This is a genomic window from Pseudomonas fragi (genome assembly GCF_900105835.1).
Classification (GTDB): Bacteria; Pseudomonadota; Gammaproteobacteria; order Pseudomonadales; family Pseudomonadaceae; genus Aquipseudomonas; species Aquipseudomonas fragi.
Genome location: NZ_LT629783.1, coordinates 4,345,616 through 4,366,717, shown reverse-complemented (window position 1 = coordinate 4,366,717; position 21,102 = coordinate 4,345,616). Strand labels below are relative to the sequence as shown.

Annotated in this window: 14 protein-coding genes; 8 read left to right on the top strand and 6 right to left on the bottom strand. The window is 58.4% G+C overall.

Annotated features, from left to right (window positions below):
- The first annotated feature begins 10 nt into the window (after window positions 1–10).
- The 5 genes from BLU25_RS20055 (at window position 11) to BLU25_RS20035 (ending at window position 6,177) form a co-directional block, all read left to right on the top strand.
- Window positions 11–706 carry an MtnX-like HAD-IB family phosphatase gene (locus BLU25_RS20055; RefSeq protein WP_016779676.1) on the top strand — a complete coding sequence of 232 codons (696 nt, stop codon included), beginning with the start codon at window positions 11–13 and terminating at the stop codon, window positions 704–706.
- Window positions 699–2,093, top strand: coding sequence for an aspartate aminotransferase family protein (locus BLU25_RS20050; RefSeq protein ID WP_016779675.1), 1,395 nt, complete (start codon window positions 699–701; stop codon window positions 2,091–2,093). Before BLU25_RS20055 ends, BLU25_RS20050 begins: the two co-directional genes overlap by 8 nt.
- Window positions 2,090–2,959, top strand: a complete 870-nt coding sequence (locus BLU25_RS20045; protein ID WP_083369799.1) for an alpha/beta hydrolase — start codon at window positions 2,090–2,092, stop codon at window positions 2,957–2,959. Before BLU25_RS20050 ends, BLU25_RS20045 begins: the two co-directional genes overlap by 4 nt.
- Before the next feature lie 69 nt (window positions 2,960–3,028).
- On the top strand, window positions 3,029–4,789 hold the full coding sequence (locus tag BLU25_RS20040; protein ID WP_016779673.1) for a sensor histidine kinase: 1,761 nt from the start codon (window positions 3,029–3,031) through the stop codon (window positions 4,787–4,789).
- A complete protein-coding gene (locus tag BLU25_RS20035) occupies window positions 4,786–6,177 on the top strand; it encodes a sigma-54-dependent transcriptional regulator (RefSeq protein ID WP_016779672.1) in 1,392 nt (463 codons plus the stop codon). The genes BLU25_RS20040 and BLU25_RS20035 overlap by 4 nt, the downstream gene beginning before the upstream one ends.
- A 136-nt stretch (window positions 6,178–6,313) precedes the next feature.
- On the opposite strand, the gene BLU25_RS20030 is transcribed toward BLU25_RS20035, so the two are convergent.
- Window positions 6,314–10,324, bottom strand: coding sequence for a Tc toxin subunit A-related protein (locus BLU25_RS20030; RefSeq protein WP_083369798.1), 4,011 nt, complete (start codon window positions 10,322–10,324; stop codon window positions 6,314–6,316).
- Between the two features lie 16 nt (window positions 10,325–10,340).
- Window positions 10,341–12,944 (bottom strand): Tc toxin subunit A, encoded by a 2,604-nt coding sequence (locus BLU25_RS20025; RefSeq protein ID WP_324187941.1) that lies wholly within the window; start codon window positions 12,942–12,944, stop codon window positions 10,341–10,343.
- Between BLU25_RS20025 and BLU25_RS23800 the strand changes: the two genes are divergently transcribed.
- Entirely contained in the window at window positions 12,927–13,196 is a 270-nt protein-coding gene (locus BLU25_RS23800; protein WP_228795950.1) for a hypothetical protein, read from the top strand. The two genes, BLU25_RS20025 and BLU25_RS23800, sit on opposite strands and share 18 nt — an antisense overlap.
- Window positions 13,197–13,469: 273 nt before the next feature.
- Here the strand turns inward: BLU25_RS23800 and metE are convergent, their stop codons facing one another.
- On the bottom strand, window positions 13,470–15,779 hold the full coding sequence (gene metE, locus BLU25_RS20020; RefSeq protein WP_016779669.1) for a 5-methyltetrahydropteroyltriglutamate--homocysteine S-methyltransferase: 2,310 nt from the start codon (window positions 15,777–15,779) through the stop codon (window positions 13,470–13,472).
- 107 nt (window positions 15,780–15,886) lie between these two features.
- On the opposite strand from metE, the gene metR reads away from it, so the two are divergent.
- The gene (gene metR / locus BLU25_RS20015; protein ID WP_016779668.1) at window positions 15,887–16,804 is read left to right on the top strand and encodes a transcriptional regulator MetR; all 918 of its coding nucleotides are present in this window, start codon (window positions 15,887–15,889) and stop codon (window positions 16,802–16,804) included.
- A 577-nt stretch (window positions 16,805–17,381) separates the two neighbouring features.
- Here the strand turns inward: metR and BLU25_RS20010 are convergent.
- The 3 genes from BLU25_RS20010 to BLU25_RS20000 are packed head-to-tail and all read right to left on the bottom strand — an operon-like array spanning window position 17,382 to window position 19,024.
- Complete coding sequence (locus tag BLU25_RS20010) at window positions 17,382–17,894, bottom strand: GNAT family N-acetyltransferase (protein ID WP_016779667.1); 513 nt, start codon at window positions 17,892–17,894, stop codon at window positions 17,382–17,384.
- 12 nt (window positions 17,895–17,906) lie between these two features.
- Complete coding sequence (locus BLU25_RS20005; protein ID WP_016779666.1) at window positions 17,907–18,545, bottom strand: LysE family translocator; 639 nt, start codon at window positions 18,543–18,545, stop codon at window positions 17,907–17,909.
- On the bottom strand, window positions 18,545–19,024 hold the full coding sequence (locus BLU25_RS20000; RefSeq protein WP_016779665.1) for an NUDIX hydrolase: 480 nt from the start codon (window positions 19,022–19,024) through the stop codon (window positions 18,545–18,547). The genes BLU25_RS20005 and BLU25_RS20000 overlap by 1 nt, the downstream gene beginning before the upstream one ends.
- 264 nt (window positions 19,025–19,288) lie before the next feature.
- On the opposite strand from BLU25_RS20000, the gene BLU25_RS19995 reads away from it, so the two are divergent.
- Window positions 19,289–20,908, top strand: a complete 1,620-nt coding sequence (locus BLU25_RS19995) for an FMN-binding glutamate synthase family protein (protein ID WP_016779664.1) — start codon at window positions 19,289–19,291, stop codon at window positions 20,906–20,908.
- Window positions 20,909–21,102 lie beyond the last annotated feature (194 nt).

The window sequence follows — 21,102 nt, the reverse complement described above, 5'->3', positions numbered from 1 at the left end:
GACAATGCAGATGATGCAATGGCATATCGTGTGTGATTTCGACGGGACCATTACCCGCACCGACGTCATCGACAACATTCTTCAACGCTTCGCCGACCCCGACTGGGAAGCGATTGAAGAACAATGGCTGCAGGGTGAAATCGGCTCGCGGAAATGCCTCAGTCGCCAGCTGTCGCTGGTCAAGGCTACGCCGGCCGAGCTGCTGGCCTATTTCGACACGGTCGAGATTGACCCCGACTTCCCGGATTTCGTCGACCACGTGATTGGCCTGGGCGCCTCCCTCGAAGTGGTCAGCGACGGCATCGAGCAAGGTATCGCCCGCATCCTGGCCCGCAACTATGTGAGCCTGCTGCCGATCCTGGCCAATCGCCTGCGCCAGGTCGACCACAACAGCTGGCGCATCGACTTCCCCTACTCCAGCGACGCCTGCCGCGCGGCCTCGGGCAACTGCAAATGCAAATCCACCCCCGGCGGCAAACGCGTGCTGGTGATTGGCGATGGCCGCTCCGACATGTGCGTGGCCGCCAGCGCCGATTTCGTCTTTGCAAAGGACAGCCTGGCCGAGCACTGCGAACGCAATGGCATCCCTTACGCGCGCTTCGACTCATTCGCCGAACTCCCGGCTCTGCTCGCCAAATTGCCGAGCCACGCCGCCAACGCTCCCCACTATTCTCGTGAACAGCAGGAACTCTTCAATCATGTCTGATATTCGAATCGCTACCCCTGAAGACCAGACTCTTCTGGAAAAAGAAGCCAAGTATTGCTCCTACGGCGACACCGTTCACTACATCGAACCGCCACGTATTTTCAGCCGCTGCGAAGGTTCCTACGTCTGGGACACCGAAGACCAGGCCTACCTCGACCTGCAAATGTGGTACTCGGCGGTCAACTTCGGCTACTCCAACCCGCGCCTGAACAACGCCCTGAAACAACAGATCGACACCCTGCCGCAGATCGCCAGCCAGTACCTGCACAAGGGCAAGATCGAGCTGTCGGAGCGCATCGCGGTCGACGCCAAAAACAAGTTCGGCCTTGACGGTCGCGTGCATTTCAACGTCGGCGGCTCGCAGTCCATCGAGGACTCGCTCAAGGTGGTGCGCAACGCCAGCAACGGCAAAAGCCTGATGTTCGCCTTCGAAGGCGGCTACCACGGCCGTACCCTCGGCGCCTCGTCGATCACCTCCAGCTACCGCTACCGTCGGCGCTACGGCCACTTTGGCGAGCGCGCCAATTTCATCCCGTTCCCTTACCACTTCCGTGGGCCAAAAGGCATGACCAAGGAAGAATACGGCAGCCACTGTGTGCAGCAATTCGCCCGCCTGTTCGAGACCGAATACAACGGTGTGTGGGACCCGAAAGTCGGCCAGAGCGAGTACGCCGCGTTTTACGTCGAACCGATCCAGGGCACCGGCGGCTATGTGATTCCGCCGATGAACTTTTACAGCGAACTCAAGCACGTGCTGGATCAGCACGGCATCCTGATGGTGGTCGATGAAATCCAGATGGGCTTCTGGCGCACCGGCAAGCTGTGGTCGATCGAGCACTTCGACGTCAAGCCCGACGTGATCGTGTTCGGCAAGGCGCTGACCAACGGCCTCAACCCGCTGGGCGGCATCTGGGCGCGTGAAGAGCTGATCAACCCGAAAGTATTCCCGCCAGGCTCGACCCACTCCACGTTCGCCTCCAACCCGCTGGGTACCGCTGTGGGCCTGGAAATGTTCAAGATGACCAGCGAAGTCGACTATGGCGCGATGGTCATGGCCAAGGGCAAATACTTCCTCGACGGCCTGCAAGACCTGCAGAAACGTTACCCGATCATTGGCGACGTCGACGGTCTGGGCCTGGCCCTGCGCTGCGAAATCTGCGGCCCGGACGGTTTCACCCCGGACAAGGCCACCCTCGACTATATGGTTGAAGAAGGCATGAAGGGCGATATCGAAATCGACGGCAAGCGCCTGGGCCTGATTCTGGACGTGGGCGGCTATTACAAAAACGTGATCACCCTGGCACCGTCGCTGGAAATCAGCTACGCCGAAATCGACCTGGGCATCGCCCTGCTCGATCGCCTGCTGGCCCGGGCCATGAAACGATGAACAGCGCCGAGATCGATCTGGGCGAAGGCGACGCCGGTTTCGTTCTCGGCACGGGTGAGGTCGGGGTCCTGTTGATCCACGGCCTCACCGGCACCCCGACGGAATTGCGCCGGGTGGCCCAGGGCCTGGCCAGGGACGGGACATGTACGGTGTACGTCCCCACCCTGGCCGGGCACTGCGGTGACAACAGCGACCTGCAAGCCACCGGCTGGCGGGACTGGTACGAGGGGGTGCGCAAAACCTTTGCCGGGATCCGCCAGCGCCACCGGCAGGTGTTCGTCGGCGGGCTGTCGATGGGCGCTGTAATGTCGATGTATCTGGCATCCGAACACCAGGGCCAGGTCACCGGGTTGCTGATGTACTCCACCACCTTGCGTTACGACGGCTGGAGCATCAACAAACTGGCCTTTATGACCCCACTGCTGATGAAGATCCCCTTTGGTGTGCACCTGTGCAGTTTTGCGGAAAAACCGCCGTACGGCATTAAAAACCAGCGATTAAGAGCCGTTGTCGAACGCCAGATGAAAGCCGGTGAAAGCAGCAATGCCGGGTTGTTGACGATGCAAGGCATCACCGTGCGCGAATTGCACCGGATGAACGCGGTGGTGAAAAAACGCATGCCATCCATCACCACCCCGGCATTGGTGGTGCACTCCATCGAGGATGACATCACCAGCCGCTGGAACGCTGATTACGTCGAACGCCATCTGGGCGGGCCAGTAACCAAGGTGCTGCTCGACAACTGCTACCACATGATCACCGTCGACCTGCAATACCGCCGCGTGATCGAATTGAGCGATGCCTTTATCAAGAACAACAGCAGCGTGGCCACTGCCCGTCTCCCGGAGGTTGCGCATGCGGTCTAGACTCGACGGGCACCTGCGGATCAATACACACTGTTGATCCGCCCTTGCGGCTGCACCCAGAGATCATTGATGCCCAATACCCCAGATCCATCACGCCAGCCCCATCCCTTCAAAGTGTCGCGCTGGACCGTACAGCGCAAACTGGTGCTGGCGTTCTGGCTGGTCAGCGTGATCCCGACCATGATCGCCGCCGAACTGGCGGCGACCACCCTGTCGCAGATTTTCGACAGCAACGTGCGGGTCTGGCTGCAGGAGTCGACCAAAATCGTCAAGGACGAGATCAGCGAGACCCTTGCGGACAACGCCCGTGCCGCCAAGTTGTTTCTGCAATACACCCACCCGCCATCCTCAAGCAAAGCCGTGCGCCATGACCGGCTGAGCACAGATATTGCCGACGCCATGGGCATCGACGTGGTGGCACTGATTCGCGACAGCGACCACAAGGTGGTGTACAGCACCGTCAGCGACAATATCGTCGGGCAGATCAGCCTTGCACCCAACGCTGTGCTGCAAACCATCGATGTGGACGGCGTACCTACCGGCATCGTGGTATCAACCTTTGCCACCCGCCAGGATGGCGAGGACTATCAACTGCTGGTCGCCACCTACATGGACAGCAGCTTCCTGACCAGCGTGGCTGACGTGCACTCCCTCGACTTGCGCCTGTACCTGTCCAACCCCAAGGGTTTTGCCGAAATATTCTCCAGCCAGCGCTTCGAAGACCGCCAGCCCGTGGTGCCCCATGCCATCGAGCAAATCCTGCGCACCACGCGCCAGCCCAGCGAGCAGTTCACCAGCCGCTACAGCGGCTTGTACTGGCCGATCCTCAACGACACCGGCGAGCTGCAAGGCGTGATCTACAGCGGTTTGCTACGCCATACCAGCCTGGTGGGGCTGGTCAACCAGACCAACCTGTTCGCGCTGATCTTCCTGCTCGGCTCGGTGCTGTCCCTGACGGTTGGCTGGTTGGTCTCCGAGCGCCTTACCCGGCCGTTGCGCGGTCTGTCCGAAGGCGTGCGCGCGGTGATTGCCGGGGACTACAACCAGCGCGTGGCAGTGTCGGGCAACGACGAGCTGGCCGAACTGAGCAGCACCTTCAACCATATGACGGCGCGTCTGGGCCAACTGCATCATCTTGAAGCCCAACTGCGCCGCCGCGACCGCCTGCATGCCCTGGGCGAAGTGGCTATGGGCCTGGCCCATGAAATCCGCAATCCGCTGGGCATTATCAAGACCGCGACCCAGCTGCTGCACCGTCGTGCCGACTTGGGCGAAACCGACAAACGCCATCTTGAATATGTGGTCAGCGAAGTCACCCGCATCAACGACCTGATTACCGAGTTTCTCGACTTCGCCAAACCCAGCGCCCCGGTGCGTGCGCAACAGGCCGCACGGCCTCTGGTGGAGGACATCCTGGGCTTCTGCAAACCGGAGCTGGAAAGCCACAGCATCGAGGCCCATATCGACGATCAGGCACCCGGTGCCACCCTGTATGCCGATGCTGGCCAGTTGAAACAGGCGTGCCTGAACCTGATCCTGAATGCCATCGACGCCATGCCCGACGGCGGGCACCTGACCGTACGCATCAATCGTGAAGATGACTACACGATCATTGGTATTGCCGACACCGGAGAAGGGATCGCAGCCGATATGCTTGAACGTATTTTCACCCCCTTTGTAACCACCAAGGCGTCAGGCACAGGCCTGGGGCTGGCCAAGGTCTTTTCCATCATGGACAGCCATGATGGCCGTATCGAATGCATCAGCGAAAAAGGCGCCGGCGCTACCTTCAACCTGTATATCCCGGCCCACGGAGGGGATCTGACATGAGTCATAACGTGCTGGTGGTCGACGACGAACCGAAACTCTGCGACCTGCTCAGTTCGGCACTGAGCCAGAACGAGATCGAGGTTTACACCGCAGGCAACGGTTTACAGGCACTGGCCATTCTGGAGCAGGAAGCTATCGACCTGGTGATCAGCGACTGGCGCATGCCCGGCATGGATGGCCCGCAGCTACTGGCCGAGGTCAAGCTGCGTTACCCCCATGTGCCAGTGATCGTAATGACGGCCTACAGCACGGTAAAAAATGCCGTGCAGTCCATGCGGAACGGTGCCTACGACTACATATCCAAACCCTTTGATATCGACGAACTGGATATCACCGTCAGCAAGGCCCTGCAGTTTCGCGACATCCTGTGCGACAACGCGCGCATGCGTGCCGAACTGGACGAGCACCAGCATATCGACAGCCTGGTGGGCGACAGCGCCAGCTTTCGTCGGGTGCTGCAGGCCATCGACTCGGTGCGCGAGAGCAATGCCACCATCCTGCTGACCGGCGAAAGCGGCACCGGCAAAGAGATGGTCGCCCGCGCCATCCACAAACACGGCAGCCGCGCCGACAAACCTTTTGTCGCGGTCAACTGTGCGGCGATTCCTGAAGGGCTGCTGGAAAGCGAGATGTTCGGCCATCGCAAAGGCGCGTTTACCGGAGCGGTGGCGGACCGTGTCGGGCGCTTTATGCAGGCCGACAAGGGCACGCTGTTTCTCGATGAGGTCGGCGATATGCCCTTGGCGTTGCAGGCCAAGATCCTGCGGGCGCTGCAAGAGCGGGTGATCGAACCCGTGGGCGACCCGCGTGAGCGCAAGGTGGATGTGCGGGTTATCGCGGCCACCAATAAAAACCTGCTGCAGGCGGTGGCCAACAAAGAGTTTCGCGAAGACTTGTACTATCGCCTGAACGTATTCCCCATTCCCCTGCCCGCCTTGCGCGAGCGGGTGGAAGACATCACCCCGCTGGCGCGGCACTTTGCCCACAACCTGGGGGCGACTGCGGGCAAACGCATCAGCGGCTTCAGCCCCGGCGCCCTGCAGGCGATGGCCCGATACCACTGGCCGGGCAATATTCGCGAACTGCAAAACTGCGTCGAACGCGCCATCATCGTAGCCACCAGCAGTACCATCCAGGACAGCGATCTGCCGCCCTACCTGTTCAGCGCGCAACCTGGCCAGGGCAGTGCCCTGCTCGCTCCAGGGCCGGGCGTTCCCCCCGATCTGGAGGCAGCCCTGGCCGAAGTCGAAAAAGCCTACATTTTAAGCGCCCTGCAACAAGCCAATGGCGTACAGGCGGCGGCAGCGCAACTGATCGGGATTTCAGAACGCAGCTTCTGGTATCGCCTGAAAAAGCTCGACATTCATGTCGATAAAATCGTGCGCTAAAGCCAAAAAGAGTGGGAGCGAACCTGCTGGCGAAAAGCTCGCCGCGGTTATCTGGTTGAACCGCGGCGTTCCCGTCGCGAGCAAGCCCGCTCCCACATGAACAGCGTTTACAACCCTTGCCCTCCTGTATTTGCGGTTAACGAATCGTGTAATTAATGTGCAGAATAATGTCGTTCAAACTAAGCAACATCGCATTCTGGCTACTGTGAGCATTTGGGAATACCAGAGAAAACGTGCCGGTATTGATCGGTAAGCCTTCAAACGGCAGGTACTGCCCATCGTTGAAGTCCAGCTGGAACTGCCCGCTGTCATCCAGACCATGGGACAACGCTACCGCCTTGCAGCCATTTGCCAACTCTTTGTTGCTGTTGTAACGCAGCAGCGCCTGCACGTTTTCATAAGGGCCCAGCAGTGCTGGCAGGGACACACTGATGCTCTTGATCAAACGGCTATTGCCCAGGTTGAGGCTCGATGGGTAGTCGGCCTGAATATTCAGGTCTTCAAGCTTGAAGGTCAGCACCAGGTTATTGTCGCTGTCCCGTTCAACCTCCACGCACTGTGCGGTTTTTTCAGCGGCCATGATGGCCACATTATCAGACGTCAGCAATTGTTTGATGGTGTCGATCAGCGTGGGCTCCAGGGTGCGCAGCGAAGCCGTTTTGCGCACTTGCAGCGCACGCTGATCCCAACTCAGGTAGGCCGCTTCCATCTGTTGCAGGCTAAGTAACAGGCTCTCGCCTGCCAGCAAGCCTTGATACAGGTCGCTCCAGTTGCCGGGGCGCAGGTATTTACGGTTGTCACCGGTTTCCCAGCCATAACTTTTTTGGGCCTGTGAGCACAGCGAGGACACCGTGTCGTAAAGCTGGTAATACAGCGTGGACATGCGCCCGGCCTGCCAGTTGAACAGTGCCTGACCGGTGAAGCGGGTGGTCATTACTTCAAGCACCGCATCGTTGCAGGCTTGTTCCATCTCGGTTTGCTGGCGTTGTTTATCAGCCATCGCGATCTGCTCGTTGAGCGAGTCGATCTGAGTGCTGATGACTTCACCTTCACGCCGCGCCTGGTCGCGCTGCAAGTCCCATTCCTGGCGCCGGCGACGGTACATCTCGGACGCATCTATCTTGGCCGCCTGCCCCTGATTCATGCCTGCCTTTACACGCAACACATCGCTGTAGGCATCGACAAGGCCACCTACTTCACCCCATCCGACGGCCATCCCGGCCATATTGGGCAGCAGATTCAGCCCCCCGGCGACTACCCGCAAGACGCCCGCCGAGTCCTCGAGGAATGTCGCCTGACTGCGCAAATCCATTGCCAGTTGCTCTTGCACGGAAATATTTTCCAGGTACAGCGCATCATAATGTTGCTGACGCGCAAGGGTCGTGGCTCGGGTGTTTTGCAACCCGCTCAGGGTGTGTTGCAGCGAGGCCAGATTGGCTGAATGGGCTTCGCCCATCAAGGCCAGCAAGCCGCCCTGCTGGGTTTGTTGAAGCACGCTCAAGGCATCGGCGTCGCGGCGCTCAAGTACACCCTGCAAATTGGAGCCAAACTGGATCACCTGCTGCACCGCATTACGCGCGCGCTCGAGCAACACCATAAAGCGTTGCGGCCACAGGGCCTGTGTACCGCCTGCCTGCAGGCCACCTGCGCCATCTCCAGCCTGACGTGCCAGTTGCAGCGCTTTGGGGTCCGCAGGGGCCTCGAATAACTCCAGCGCCAGCGGTTGACCATCAATGGACAGATGACGTCGCAAGTTGTAGAGCCGCCCTTCAAAACGATCCCAGTAGGCCAGCACCGCAGTATCGACCGGTGGCCGAAATGGCCCGTTGGTAATAGCTATCTGCCGGGGGGAAGCGGGGGCAAGCACAGCCAGTTGCTCTTCGGCCACACCTTCCAGATCAAGCAATCGCACATTGGACGTAGTGCTTGCTGCCTGCAGTGTCGGTGCGTTCCATGCCTGCGCTAACGGAAGTTCAGGGCGTACCCCGAGCAATTGCAGGGCCTGCACGTACCACATTTTCGCCTCGCTCAGGCTGTCACGGGTATGCTGGCGATACAGCTGGTCACCGCGTGCTGCCAACAGCTCCAGTCCGCGCAGGAACACTGCCAATTTGTAATTCATCGGGTCGGCTGTAGCGATCGCGTCCGGGTCATCGGTATCGATCAGGGATGACGAGTTCCAGGCCGCGTCACTCTGCAGAGGTTTTACATTCCAATAGCGCGTGTTACTGTCAACTTTTTGCAATACACCGTCAGCATTTCGATAACCCGCCGGGTCGAAAATACGCTTGAACCAGAGATCGGCCTCGTCGAAGCGCTGTTCGGCCAACAGGCGGTTGGCAATCAGAAACGGCGCATGGAAGAACAGCTCCCAGGTGTAGAGCCCCACACCGCCCTCGAAGCTGATAGCACGATTTGTTGTCCCTCCTTCGTACCCGTTCGGATCGATCAGCACCTGCTGCACATCCCATGACAACAGTGAATCCACACCAGTGAGCATTTTTTGTTCGAGCATTGGACAGGCCAGTGTGGTGAGCACGTACTCCTTAGCACCGGCTGGTTTCGAATATAGCATTTGGGTGCGGCCGGCGCTGGTAAAGCTAGTGGGAATCCATAAATTTTTCGAGGTATCGAAGTTGGATACTTGTGCCAGAACAGCAGGAGCACTTCTATGCAAATCCATAAAGCTGTCGGTCAGATGAAAACTAATCTCAATACGATAAGAAGCATCTCTTACAAAATCAGAAAATGACACGCTCGTATTAACTCTGTATGTGCGATCACTCACAAGATCCAGTGTAACTTGAGTAACAAATACAAGTTCCTCACCCTTTTTGACTCGCAGCACATACATAGTACGGTTCGGCTTGCTAGCCGATCCAACGAACGTAATACTCAACAAACCTGACGCATTGATAAATATAAATTGACTCACTCTAAAGCCATGACTAGCCAAAGCATTATAGTCAAAATTACTTGTAACCGACAGTTGAGCTGGCGGTACAGCAGGCACATATACAAGTGGTTGCTGGACAAGAAAATCCACATACATTGCGAACTTTTTATCGTTATAAACAGCATTAATAACCACGTCACTGCCGACCGAGTCAAACATCTGCAAAAGTTTATTGAAACGCAACAGATCAATTTCGCCATTCACCTCAACAAAAACACCCAACATACGTTCGCTGTTTGGCGCAGCCTCCCGCAATTCAACTGCAAACACTCGATTGGGTTTGTCCAGAAGTTTCCAGTTGCGCAGCGACCATTGCCCGCTTGGTCGCAAGGTGGCGATCTGCAACTCATAGCTCATCACTACATCAGCCTCAGTCACCTCTGCGGTGCCGCTTGCTTTTGCACCGCTGGAAAACTCATGGATGCACACCACATGCAAGCGATTGGCAAAGTACACAATCGACGGCACCGTGTCGGGCATCGATTGCAACGGCGCATCAATTTTGAGCCATTGGCTCCACGAGGCCGGATTTCGAACTCTTGAATTGTTGCCGTGATCGGTTTTATCGACACGGCGCCAGTAATATTCACCGGGGGTGCCAGGAATACTGCCCAGGAAATACGCCACGCCCTGCTCACCGGCAGGCTCAACTTGATAACCCGTGTCATAGCGGATATCCAGCACTTTGCGCAGGCCGCTGACATATTGGCTGAACGCTTGCTCGACTCGTTCCTCGGTGATCCGGCCTTGATTGATGGCAGTCTCAAGCTCTTCAAACAACTGGGTTTTGCTGTAGCGCAGCTCGGGATCGATATAACTGGCCGGGTAGTACAACAACCGCTGCAAACCGGCCCATGTTGAATAACGCTTGTTATAGGCATTCCAGCGACTTAAATAACCATTTTCGCGTGAAGCGTTTTCCATCGCTGACTGAACCGTTTCGGGCTCCAGTTGCTCGCGGCAACGGTGCAAATACAGTTGGGTACTGGCCACGGCTTCAGCAATGCGGCTGGTCTTGATCTGGCCAGACACATTGGGGTCGAGCAACAGGTATTCGTATAAGTCCTCGGCAGTCTTGATTTTGCTCGCCAGAGCGCCCAGGCCGCGCCCGGGGATCACATGATGAAGGTAATAGGGAACCAGGGCATCACGTTGGCCTTCGTTAAGACCGGCCAGTAATTTCTTGTTCATAGCGGTTTCTCTCGGGTTAGCCGTGTGCGGCGGCCATGACTTTGGCGGCGATCAAGGTGAGCGTGGCCTGATCAACAGTGGCAGATTCAGTGAGTTTGCCGACCCAGGACAAATCGCTCGGGGACAGGCCAAGGCGCTGGCCTAGTTGCATTTTTTGCAGCAAGGGCAATAGCGCCGCAAAGCTGCGCGGTACGTTGCCCTTCATCAACACAAGGGTTTGCGCCACATCCCAGCCATGCAGATCGCTGATCTGTTGTGCAGCGACGTCCAGGGTCAGCGTCGGGTCCAGGGCCGCGGCGCGCCGCAGATAACTGCGGGCTTCGGCGGTGTCTGCGACCTGCGTGCGCAACCACTTGCCATAGCGCGACAGCAACAGCAGCAACGCCAGGGTCAAGGGAGGGGATTTTTGTTCGCCCGTCAGTGCAGAAGGAATGGCAGAGCTCACGGGCAGCAACACGCCCAGATCCTGCTCACCCAACTGTGCCCAGTGGCACACCTGAGCGAATTGGCGTATCAGGTAGGCGTACTGGACGGCCCGGGGCTGGCCGTCCAGTGTCGTCACCCCTTGGCAGATACGTTCAATATCTGCCCAGAAGCTCATCAGGTCATACCCCTCAAGCGTGGGGGTCATATCCTTGGCAACCGCATCGACCCAATGCAGGGCAGCAGCGGCGATATTGGCCTTGAGGTTGAACTCGGCACCGATATGGCGTGCCATAAGTGCCCGCAGTTCGGCGATCTCGCTGGCCTGGCGCGCCGTATCCACTGGCGCGCGGCCGGTCAGGGTGCTGTAGATATTTTCGATAAACACTTTGAGTTCAGGTGTGCCCTGCACCGGGTAGCGACGGCTGGTCAGGGCGACCAGTTGCCCCGGCTCCAGCTCGGCTGTGCGCATCCAGTCCACCAGGTAACCGGTGCGGATCAACACACCCAGGGCGATCTGGTTTGGTCGCGGCTCGGCCAGCGCGCGGACAATCGCATCGGGGGCGGCGAACAAATCCCAGAAATGCAGGGCTTCGGCCACACTCAAGCCGAACAGGCGAGGGATAGCTACTATCCGGTACAACGCCGAAATCTGCTCCAGCCCCAACGTCGCCAGCACCCTGTTGGCGTTCATGCCTGGCAGGAACTGCGCCAGTACGATCAGTGTGCCATCGTCAATCTTCAAACCTTGGCACAGCTGTGCCCGTATTCGCAGTGATCCCTGGTTTTGCGTGGTTTGCTGGAAGTCGACATTGGTCTGGCCGATCAGGTCACTGCTGCCAAACAAGGATGTATAGAACGAGGATTTGCCAGCGCTGTGAAAAGTGTTAAGTACGCCCAGGCAGGCGCCGAAATTGTCGACCGTCATGCCATAGCGCTGGCGTAAAGGCAGGTAAACCGCCAGTGCTTGCAGGGGTTGTGTCAGCGGGTAAGTACTGATATCGGTACAGGCTTGAGCGATCAGCCAGTCCAGTTCCTCGAAAGACAGCACATTCACATGGCGGTGCAGGCGCAGGATACGATTAAGACGATCAAAGGCCGCATTGCTGCGGTTGAACAACTGACTGTCCGTTGGGTCGTTGACCGGGCGCGGTACTGGATGGCCTAGCGTAGCGCCTATATACCAGTAAAATGGTTTTACCGTTTGATCGCCACCAGCCCAACCGTTGATATAACGAGCGCCATAAACTTGGCATGAAACAATCTCCGGTGAAGCCCCAGACCGATTAGAGGCATCATAGTAAGGCCCTGCCCCCAACGCTGTCAGAATGGTATTCGTCGATAGCTTAACGGCACCACGCAGATTTGTTTCTTTGAACATGTAATCAGTGTAGGATTTTCCGTAGTAACGACTGACACTTCCGTAACTGCTATTGGATGCCTCAGTCAGGATATTGAACAACTCTGGGGATACCCCCAGCGCATTCTGCGCATAAGCAGCGGGCATCAAGCCTGCCCAACTGCTCAGATTATTTTCCTGCCTTAGTGCCTTCCCCTCGAAATCACCCAGCACCGACCACAATTCAGCAGAGCTGCTTTTGCGAGCTTGTAACCCTTGGCGGATTTGTTCGTTTGCATGGTTGTAAGGTAAGCCCATCGGATAAATAGACGTGCGCAGCAAATCGTCAACGTTGCCCGTGACACCGGCTTTCAACACCTCCAGGGTCAATTCCAGTGTGCTGATTTCTTCATTCAGGTTGGCATCACTCAGCACCAGCGCGCCCAAATCGGGGCGTCGCTGGTTCAATTGCAAGCCGTTAGAGGACGGGTGCAGCGGCTTGGCAGCGCGATACAGATCGGTCAGATAACTGGCCGGGGAAAACAAGGAGCCCGCCGAATCCGGATGGGAAAAGCCGTTGGGAATGGTTCTGCTGAACCATTGTTCGTAGTTACCGCCACTGCCCAGGGAGCGCGCTACCAGGAGGGTGTCATCCACGATGGCTTCGAGTTTGGTTACCGAACACACGGCAGGATCGCCGCGCGCGCTCAGTTGCGTATAAAGCCGGGTCAGGCCCGCGGCACGAGCCTCTGCCTGATTGAAGAAAGTGTTTGCCTCTTCCTCCGTTATTGTCAGCCCCGTCTGCTCTTGTATTCGAGCATTCAACCCTGAGGGCCCATCTTGGACGACCTCGAACACGGAGCTGAAACCGAAACTTACAAGCTGTTGATGCAGCGTAAGCAAGGCCTCGCGCGCGGCGATATCGCTTTCATTTTCCAGGTCTTCAAGCGGCTCATCGCCCACGGGAGGCTTGTCGTCGACAGGTGGTTCACCGCCGATCACGATGACCTCTGGCGGCAGTTCCCCCTCGGGTGGTGGGCTATCAGTTGTATCGGTAGATTTATTGATTGCCATGACCATAACCTCAAGCTGATTGCTGATTCGTTGTGACAGGAATCACTCCGACCATCCGCCGCAGAAGTGGACAGATCATCGGTTTTTTTGAGCCAAGGACTGGCTCTGTTGAGGTCAATTACGCGCTTGGAAAGGGAGGCTGCCTACTGTCATAACTGACAGAGATGAAGTCCGCTTGTCAGAAAACACCGACGCACTAGTAGGCATTTATGGCAATGAAAAAAGCAGGGAGGAAACGAGAAAAAAGCTGCAAGCCGCAGGTCAATACCTGCAGCGTGCAGCTTGTAGAGGGTTAACTTAAATCGCCGTTCAGGCTGCTTGCGTGCGTAACTGCCGTGCCGCCGCGACCATGTTGATCAGCGCTGCTTCCGTCTCGGCCCAGGCGCGGGTTTTAAGGCCGCAGTCGGGGTTGACCCACAGGCGTTCGGCCGGAATGCGCCGGGCAGCCTTGCTCAGCAACTTGACCATTTCAGCCGTGTCCGGCACCCGCGGTGAGTGGATGTCATACACACCCGGGCCGATGTCATTGGGGTAGTCGAACGCTTCAAAGGCCTCCAGCAATTCCATGTCCGAGCGGGAGGTTTCGATGGTGATGACGTCGGCGTCCATTTCGGCAATCGACTTGATCACGTCGTTGAACTCGCTGTAGCACATGTGGGTGTGGATCTGGGTTTCGTCACCTACACCTGATGCGCACAGGCGGAAGGCCTCTACCGCCCAGTCCAGGTATTCCTGCCATTGTGCGCGACGCAGCGGCAAGCCTTCGCGGAACGCGGCTTCGTCGATCTGCACAATCTTGATGCCGGCTTGTTCCAGGTCCACCACTTCATCGCGGATGGCCAGCGCCAGTTGTTGCGCCTGCACCTTGCGTGACACGTCTTCGCGGGGGAAGGACCACATCAGCATGGTCACCGGGCCGGTCAGCATGCCCTTCATCACTTTGTCGGTCAGGCCTTGGGCGTATTTGATCCACTCCACGGTCATGGCCTGCGGGCGGCTCAGGTCGCCGAAGATGATCGCCGGTTTGACGCAACGCGAACCGTAGCTCTGTACCCAGCCGTATTGGGTGAACACGTAGCCGTCCAGCTGCTCGGCGAAGTACTCGACCATGTCATTGCGTTCGGCCTCGCCGTGTACCAGTACATCCAGGCCCAGACGCTCCTGTACCTGTACGGCATTGCGGATTTCGCTGTGCATCGCGTCGGTGTATTCGCTGGTCGACAATTTGCCTTGCTTGTACGACTGACGCGCCAGACGAATCGAAGCAGTCTGCGGGAATGAACCAATAGTGGTAGTCGGAAAAGCCGGCAAATTCAGACGGGCACGCTGCAATTCAATGCGCGTGGCAAACGGCGACTGGCGCTGGCTGTCGGCCTCGGTGATGGCGTCAAGCCGGGCCTGCACGGCTGCCTTGTGAATGCGCGGCGAGTTGGCCCTGCTTTGCTGTACGGCGCGGCTTTGGGCCAGTGCCGCTTGCACGCCCGGGGCTTGCGGGATATTCAGGGCGTCACGCAGCACGGCGATTTCCGCACACTTCTGTTTGGCAAAGGCCAGCCAGCTAATCAGCTCGGCATCCAGTTTGGTTTCGCGATCCAGATCCACCGGGCTGTGCAACAGCGAGCAGGAGCCCGCCACCCACAGATTGTCGCCAAACCGCTCTTCGGCTTCCTGCAGTTGCGCCAGGGCGTTTTCCAGGTCGCAGCGCCATACGTTGCGACCATTGACCAGGCCCAGGGACAGCACTTTGTAAGTAGGCAGACGATCTAGAATGGCATGCAACTGGTCGGGAGCCCGCACCAGGTCTACATGCAGGCCATCGACCGGCAGGCCCACGGCCAGGCCGAGGTTGTCTTCCAGGCCGCTGAAATACGTGGCTACCAGTTTCTTCAGTGGCGAGTACTGAAGGATGTGATACGCACGCTCGAAGGCGTTTTTCCACTCCTGGGGCAGGTCAAGCGACAGGATCGGCTCATCCAGCTGTACCCATTCCACGCCCTGCTCCGCTAGACGGGAGAGGATGTCCGCGTACACCGGCAGCAGGTTTTCCAGCAGCTCAAGCTTGTCGAATGCATTGCCCTTGGCCTTGCCCAGCCACAGGTAGGTGAGCGGGCCGATGATCACGGGCTTGACCTTGTGGCCCAGGGCCAGGGCTTCGGCGGTTTCTTCGAACAGCTCGTGCCAGCTCAGTTCAAAGCGCTGGTCGAGGCTGAATTCAGGTACCAGGTAGTGGTAGTTGGTATCGAACCACTTGGTCAGCTCCTGGGCGTGCTGGCCTTTGCCGTGCTCACCACAGCAGCTATGGCTGGCACCGCGGGCCATGCCGAACAGGGTGTCCAGGGTCGGGCGGCGCTGCTCGTCGAGGGTGGCGACGAAACGCGGAGGGATCACGCCGAAGGTCAACGAGTGGGTCAGCACCTGGTCGTACCAGGCGAAGTCCCCCACCGGCAGCAAGTCGATACCGGCGTCTTTTTGCAGTTGCCAGTGTGTGGCACGCAATTGGCGGCCAACGTCTTTCAGCGCGGCCTGGTCGATATCGCCTTTCCAGTAGGCTTCGAGGGCTTTTTTCAGCTCGCGGTCTGCGCCGATACGGGGGAAACCAAGATTGTGTGCCAGGGCCATAACGACATTCCTTCGTGTAAGTAATGACGCAATTATCGACAGCCACAGCAACATGAGACAAACTCAACGTTTTCGTGTTGATCATCAAAATTACTCATGGAGCCACTGTGCTGGAAATTCGTCACCTCAAAACCCTGCACGCGTTGCGCGAATCAGACAGCCTGGTGGAAGCAGCCGAGCGCCTGCATCTGACCCAGTCCGCGTTGTCCCACCAGTTCAAAGAGCTTGAAGAGCGCATGGGCATGCCCCTGTTTGTGCGCAAGACCAAACCGGTACGCTTCACCAGCGGCGGCTTGCGCCTGCTGCAACTGGCTGATGCCATGCTGCCGTTGCTGCGCGGGGCCGAGCGTGATATCGCCCGCTTGGTGGGCGGTACGGCCGGGCGTCTGCATATGGCGATTGAATGCCACAGTTGCTTCCAGTGGTTGATGCCGACCATCGACCAGTTCCGTGATGCCTGGCCTGAGGTGGAGCTGGATCTGGCGTCCGGCTTCGCCTTCGCCCCGTTGCCGGCACTGGCCCGGGGTGATCTGGACCTGGTGGTGACGTCCGACCCGCAGGAAATCGCCGGGCTGACCTATGTGCCGCTATTTACCTACGAAGCCATGCTGGCAGTGGCCAATCAGCATCCGTTGGCCAGCAAGCCGTTTATCGTGCCTGAAGACCTGAGTACTGAAATCCTGATCACCTACCCGGTGGAGCGCGACCGGCTCGATATCTTTACCCGATTCCTGGAACCGGCCGATGTGGAACCGGCCCAGGTTCGTACCTCGGAGCTGACGGTGATGATGATGCAGCTCGTAGCCAGCGGCCGTGGTGTGTGCGGGATGCCGCACTGGGCGCTGCATGAATACAGCTCGCGGGGTTATGTGAAGGCCAAGCGCCTGGGCGAGAAAGGCCTGTTTGCGACGCTGTACGCCGCAATCCGCGCCGACATGCTGGATGCCCCGTACATGCGCGACTTCTTGCTGACCGCCAAGGACACCTCGTTCTCGACGCTGGATGGGGTGAGTGCGGTGCGTTAACCAGACCTGACCGAAGCCCCTGCATCGCGGGCAAGCCCGCTCCCACCGATTAAGGGGCGCCCACTCAATGCTCTACCAAGCCCAACCCCCTGTGGGAGCGGGCTTGCTCGCGATAAGAGCGCCGCGGCGCAACAGGTGCGCCCAGGTCTGGCCATCGCAGGCAAGCCCGCTCCCACCGATTAAGGGGCGCCCACTCAATCCTCTGCCAAGCCCAATCCCCTGTGGGAGCGGGCTTGCTCGCGATAAGAGCGCCGCGGTGCAACAGGTACGTCCAGTTCTGGACATCGCGAGCAAGCCCGCTCCCACCGATTATGGTGCGCCCACTCAATCCTCTGCCAAGCCCAACCCCCTGTGGGAGCGGGCTTGCTCGCATAAGAGCGCCGCGGTGCAACAGGTACGTCCAGTTCTGGACATCGCGAGCAAGCCCGCTCCCACCGATTATGGTGCGCCCACTCAATCCTCTGCCAAGCCCAACCCCCTGTGGGAGCGGGCTTGCTCGCGATAAGAGCGCCGTGGTGCAACAGGTACGTCCAAGTCTGGCCATCGCGGGCAAGCCCGCTCCCACCATAAGCCTCGGTCAGTTCTCTTCTACATTAACCAACCGACGCATATGCACGCGGTCGTAGTACGCCTCCCCCACCCGGATCGCACTGTCTTCCAGACCCGACTGCTCAAACCCGCAGCGCTGGTACAACGTCAGCGCCGCATCGCTGCCGGCACTGACGGTCAGTTCGATCACCTTGATTTCAGGCTCTTGCTCTGCCAGCGACAGCACCGCCTGCACCAGATCCTCGCCCAGCCCCTGGCCGCGAAAAGCACCGGTCACATACAGGCCAAACAACGTGGCCTTGTGCCGGGCATCTTCCCAGGGCTCGAAGGCCAATCCGACCATGCCCACCAGCTGCGAATCGACAAAAGCACCAAACAGGGCGCTGAGCTCATCATCCAGTTTGGCTTCCCACCAGCTCAGGGGTAATTGCTCGCGTCGGGCAATGGTCGACACAAAAGCTTCAGGGTGCAGCGCATAGGCCTCCAGCATCAACTGGCGGTAAGCCTTGGCGTTTGCAGGTTCAAGCAGTTCTATAGCCATTACGGGTCCAGATCATACGGTTTTACGTTGTTCCAGCATCAGTCTCACCGCCAGTGCAGCCAGCACGCAGCCCATCACATAGCGCTGCACCGCCAGCCATAGCGGGTTGCGCACAAACCACACGGCGATACCGGAGGCGAACAGGGCGATCAGCAGGTTGACCGTGAAACTGACGCTGATTTGCGTCAGGCCCAACACAATACTCTGTGTGAACATCGAACCGTGCTCCGGGGTGATGAATTGCGGGAAGACCGACAGATAGAACACCGCTACCTTGGGGTTCAATACGCTGGTCATAAAGCCCATGGTCATCAATTTCGAGGTGGAATCGGGCGCCAGTTCCTGAGCCTGAAACGGCGATCGGGCACCCGGACGCACCGCTTGCCAGGCCATCCACAACAGGTAAAGGGCGCCGGCCCACTTGAGCGCCTCATAGGCCATAGGTACAGCCATAAATACCGCCGTCAGCCCCGCAGCGGCGGCAAACATGTGCACGAAAAAACCCGTAACCACACCGATCAACGACGTGACCCCGGCCTTGCGCCCCTGACAGATGGAGCGAGAGATCAGGTAGAGCATGTTCGGCCCCGGCGTCAGCACCAACAGCAGGCAGGCCGCAGTAAAAATCAGCAGATCATGGGCTGGAATCATCAGGCCATCCGGGTTTGCAAGGTTTGGCGATAAAACGGCAGGACCAGATCCCGGGTCAAGGGCGCCAGAACCAGGCCGCCATCGCCTTGAGGATCGATCCACTGCACTTCTTCAATTTCTGCCGCGGCAACTACTGGCTGACTGATATGTACCAGAAACAGCTCGGCCTGCACTTCAAAACCTGGCTCATTGACCGCCGGCGCGGCGAAATGGCCCAGCCAGGTGGCGCTGGCAGGGTCGATCACCAGCGCCAGTTCCTCTTCCAGCTCGCGGGCCAAGGCTTCAACCGGCTGCTCACCGGCATCGATCTTGCCGCCGGGCTGCATAAAGGCCTGGGTGCCGCGTTTACGCACCAGCAGGGTTCGGCCATCGGGGCCGATCAATACAGCAGCGGCAATACGGATGATGTTGCAGGTTACAGGTTCAAAAGAAGTCACGGATGTCGGCCAACAGAACAGGAAGGCCTGGAAGGATTGCACGACCCGAGACCCCTGAAAATACACAGATGTCACTTTTACCCGAGCCATCTGTATGAAGTGCCCGACTTTGGTCGGGATGCCGCCACAGATGAAATCCCGTTCAATGAATAATCTGACAGGGAGATGGCATTTGCGTGATACATGACCAACACTCCCCCTGCAAACCTCCGACCTGAAGAGAGGGTGCCAATGTCCTTTTTCTGTTCTTGACCACGTCAGGCATCGCCGCCTGACGGAACAGACCCGCCTGAAACAGGAAACCGTATGAGCCTGTCACTGCTAAGCCGTTATGCGTTTTTTGCATTCTGCGTCATCTTCACCCTCGCCAGCCTGCCCTTTATGCACCACGAGTGGTTATGGCCCTTTACCGCCATCACTCTGGCCTTGAGCCTGCTAGGGATTTTCGACCTGCTGCAAAGTCCCCATGCGGTACGCCGCAACTACCCGATCCTGGGCAACATTCGCTATCTGGTGGAGGCCGTCCGCCCGGAAATTCGCCAATACCTGCTGGAGTCTGACAGCGACGCGCTACCCTTCTCACGGGCACAACGCTCGCTGGTGTACTCCCGCGCCAAAAACGAAAGCGCCGACAAGCCTTTTGGCACTCTGGTTGACGTGTACCAGCCGGGTTTCGAATTTATCGGCCACTCCATGCGCCCGGCCCCCTTGACCGACCCCGCCAGCTTTCGCGTGGTGGTCGGTGGCCCGCAATGCAGCCAGCCGTATTCGGCGTCGATTTTCAATATTTCGGCCATGAGCTTTGGTTCATTGAGTGCCAACGCGATCCGCGCCCTGAATCAGGGTGCAAAACTCGGTAATTTTGCCCACGACACGGGTGAAGGCAGTATCAGTTCCTATCACCGCGAACATGGCGGCGACCTGACCTGGGAACTGGGCAGTGGCTATTTCGGCTGCCGCACCTCTGACGGGCGTTTCGACCCTGAGCGCTTTGCCGCCCAGGCCCGCACCCCGCAAGTGCGCATGATCGAAATCAAGATGAGCCAGGGTGCCAAACCGGGCCACGGTGGCATCTTGCCCAAGCACAAGGTCACCCAGGAAATCGCCGAAACCCGCGGTGTACCGATGGGCGAAGACTGCATTTCGCCTTCGCGCCACAGCGCATTTTCGACCCCCATCGAACTGATGCAATTTATCGCACAGTTGCGTGAGCTGTCGGGTGGCAAACCCGTAGGCTTCAAGTTTTGCCTGGGCCATCCGTGGGAGTTCATGGGCATTGCCAAGGCCATGCTGGAGACGGGCATCCTGCCGGATTTTATCGTCATTGATGGCAAGGAAGGCGGCACCGGCGCAGCGCCAGTAGAGTTCACCGACCATATCGGCGCACCGCTGCGCGAAGGTTTGCTGTTCGTGCACAACACCCTGGTGGGCCTCAATCTGCGGGACAAGATCAAACTCGGCGCCAGCGGCAAGATTGTCAGTGCCTTCGATATTGCCAGCGTACTGGCCATCGGTGCGGACTGGGCCAACTCGGCCCGCGGTTTTATGTTCGCCATTGGCTGCATCCAGTCGCAGAGTTGCCATACCAACAAATGCCCCACCGGCGTGGCCACCCAGGACACCTTGCGCCAGCGCGCCCTGGTAGTACCGGACAAGGCCCAGCGAGTGTTCCAGTTCCACCGCAACACCCTCAAAGCCCTGGCCGAAATGCTCGCGGCGGCAGGCCTGGAACACCCGGCGCAGCTCAAGGCCAAGCACCTGGTGCGACGCATGTCGGCCACCGAAATCAAACTGTTCTCGCAGTTGCATGTGTTCCTCAAGCCCGGTGAGCTGCTGACCGGCGAGGTGAATGGCGAGTTCTATTCGCGCATGTGGCAAATGGCCAGGGCGGACAGTTTCGAAGCCAACGAAATCGCCGCCGCCTGACAAACCGCCCCTGGCAGCGCTGCACTACGGTGCTGCCAGGCAACCTGCCAACGCCTTACACCCTTAAACTGATCCAACAACACTACATAACTAATACTTGCACTTGAATAACCGTTGCTTCTGCTCTTTCTAGATCAAGTTTTTGAACTTTCAGCGCAACTTCATCCTTTCTAGACTGAGTCTGGTATTCAACT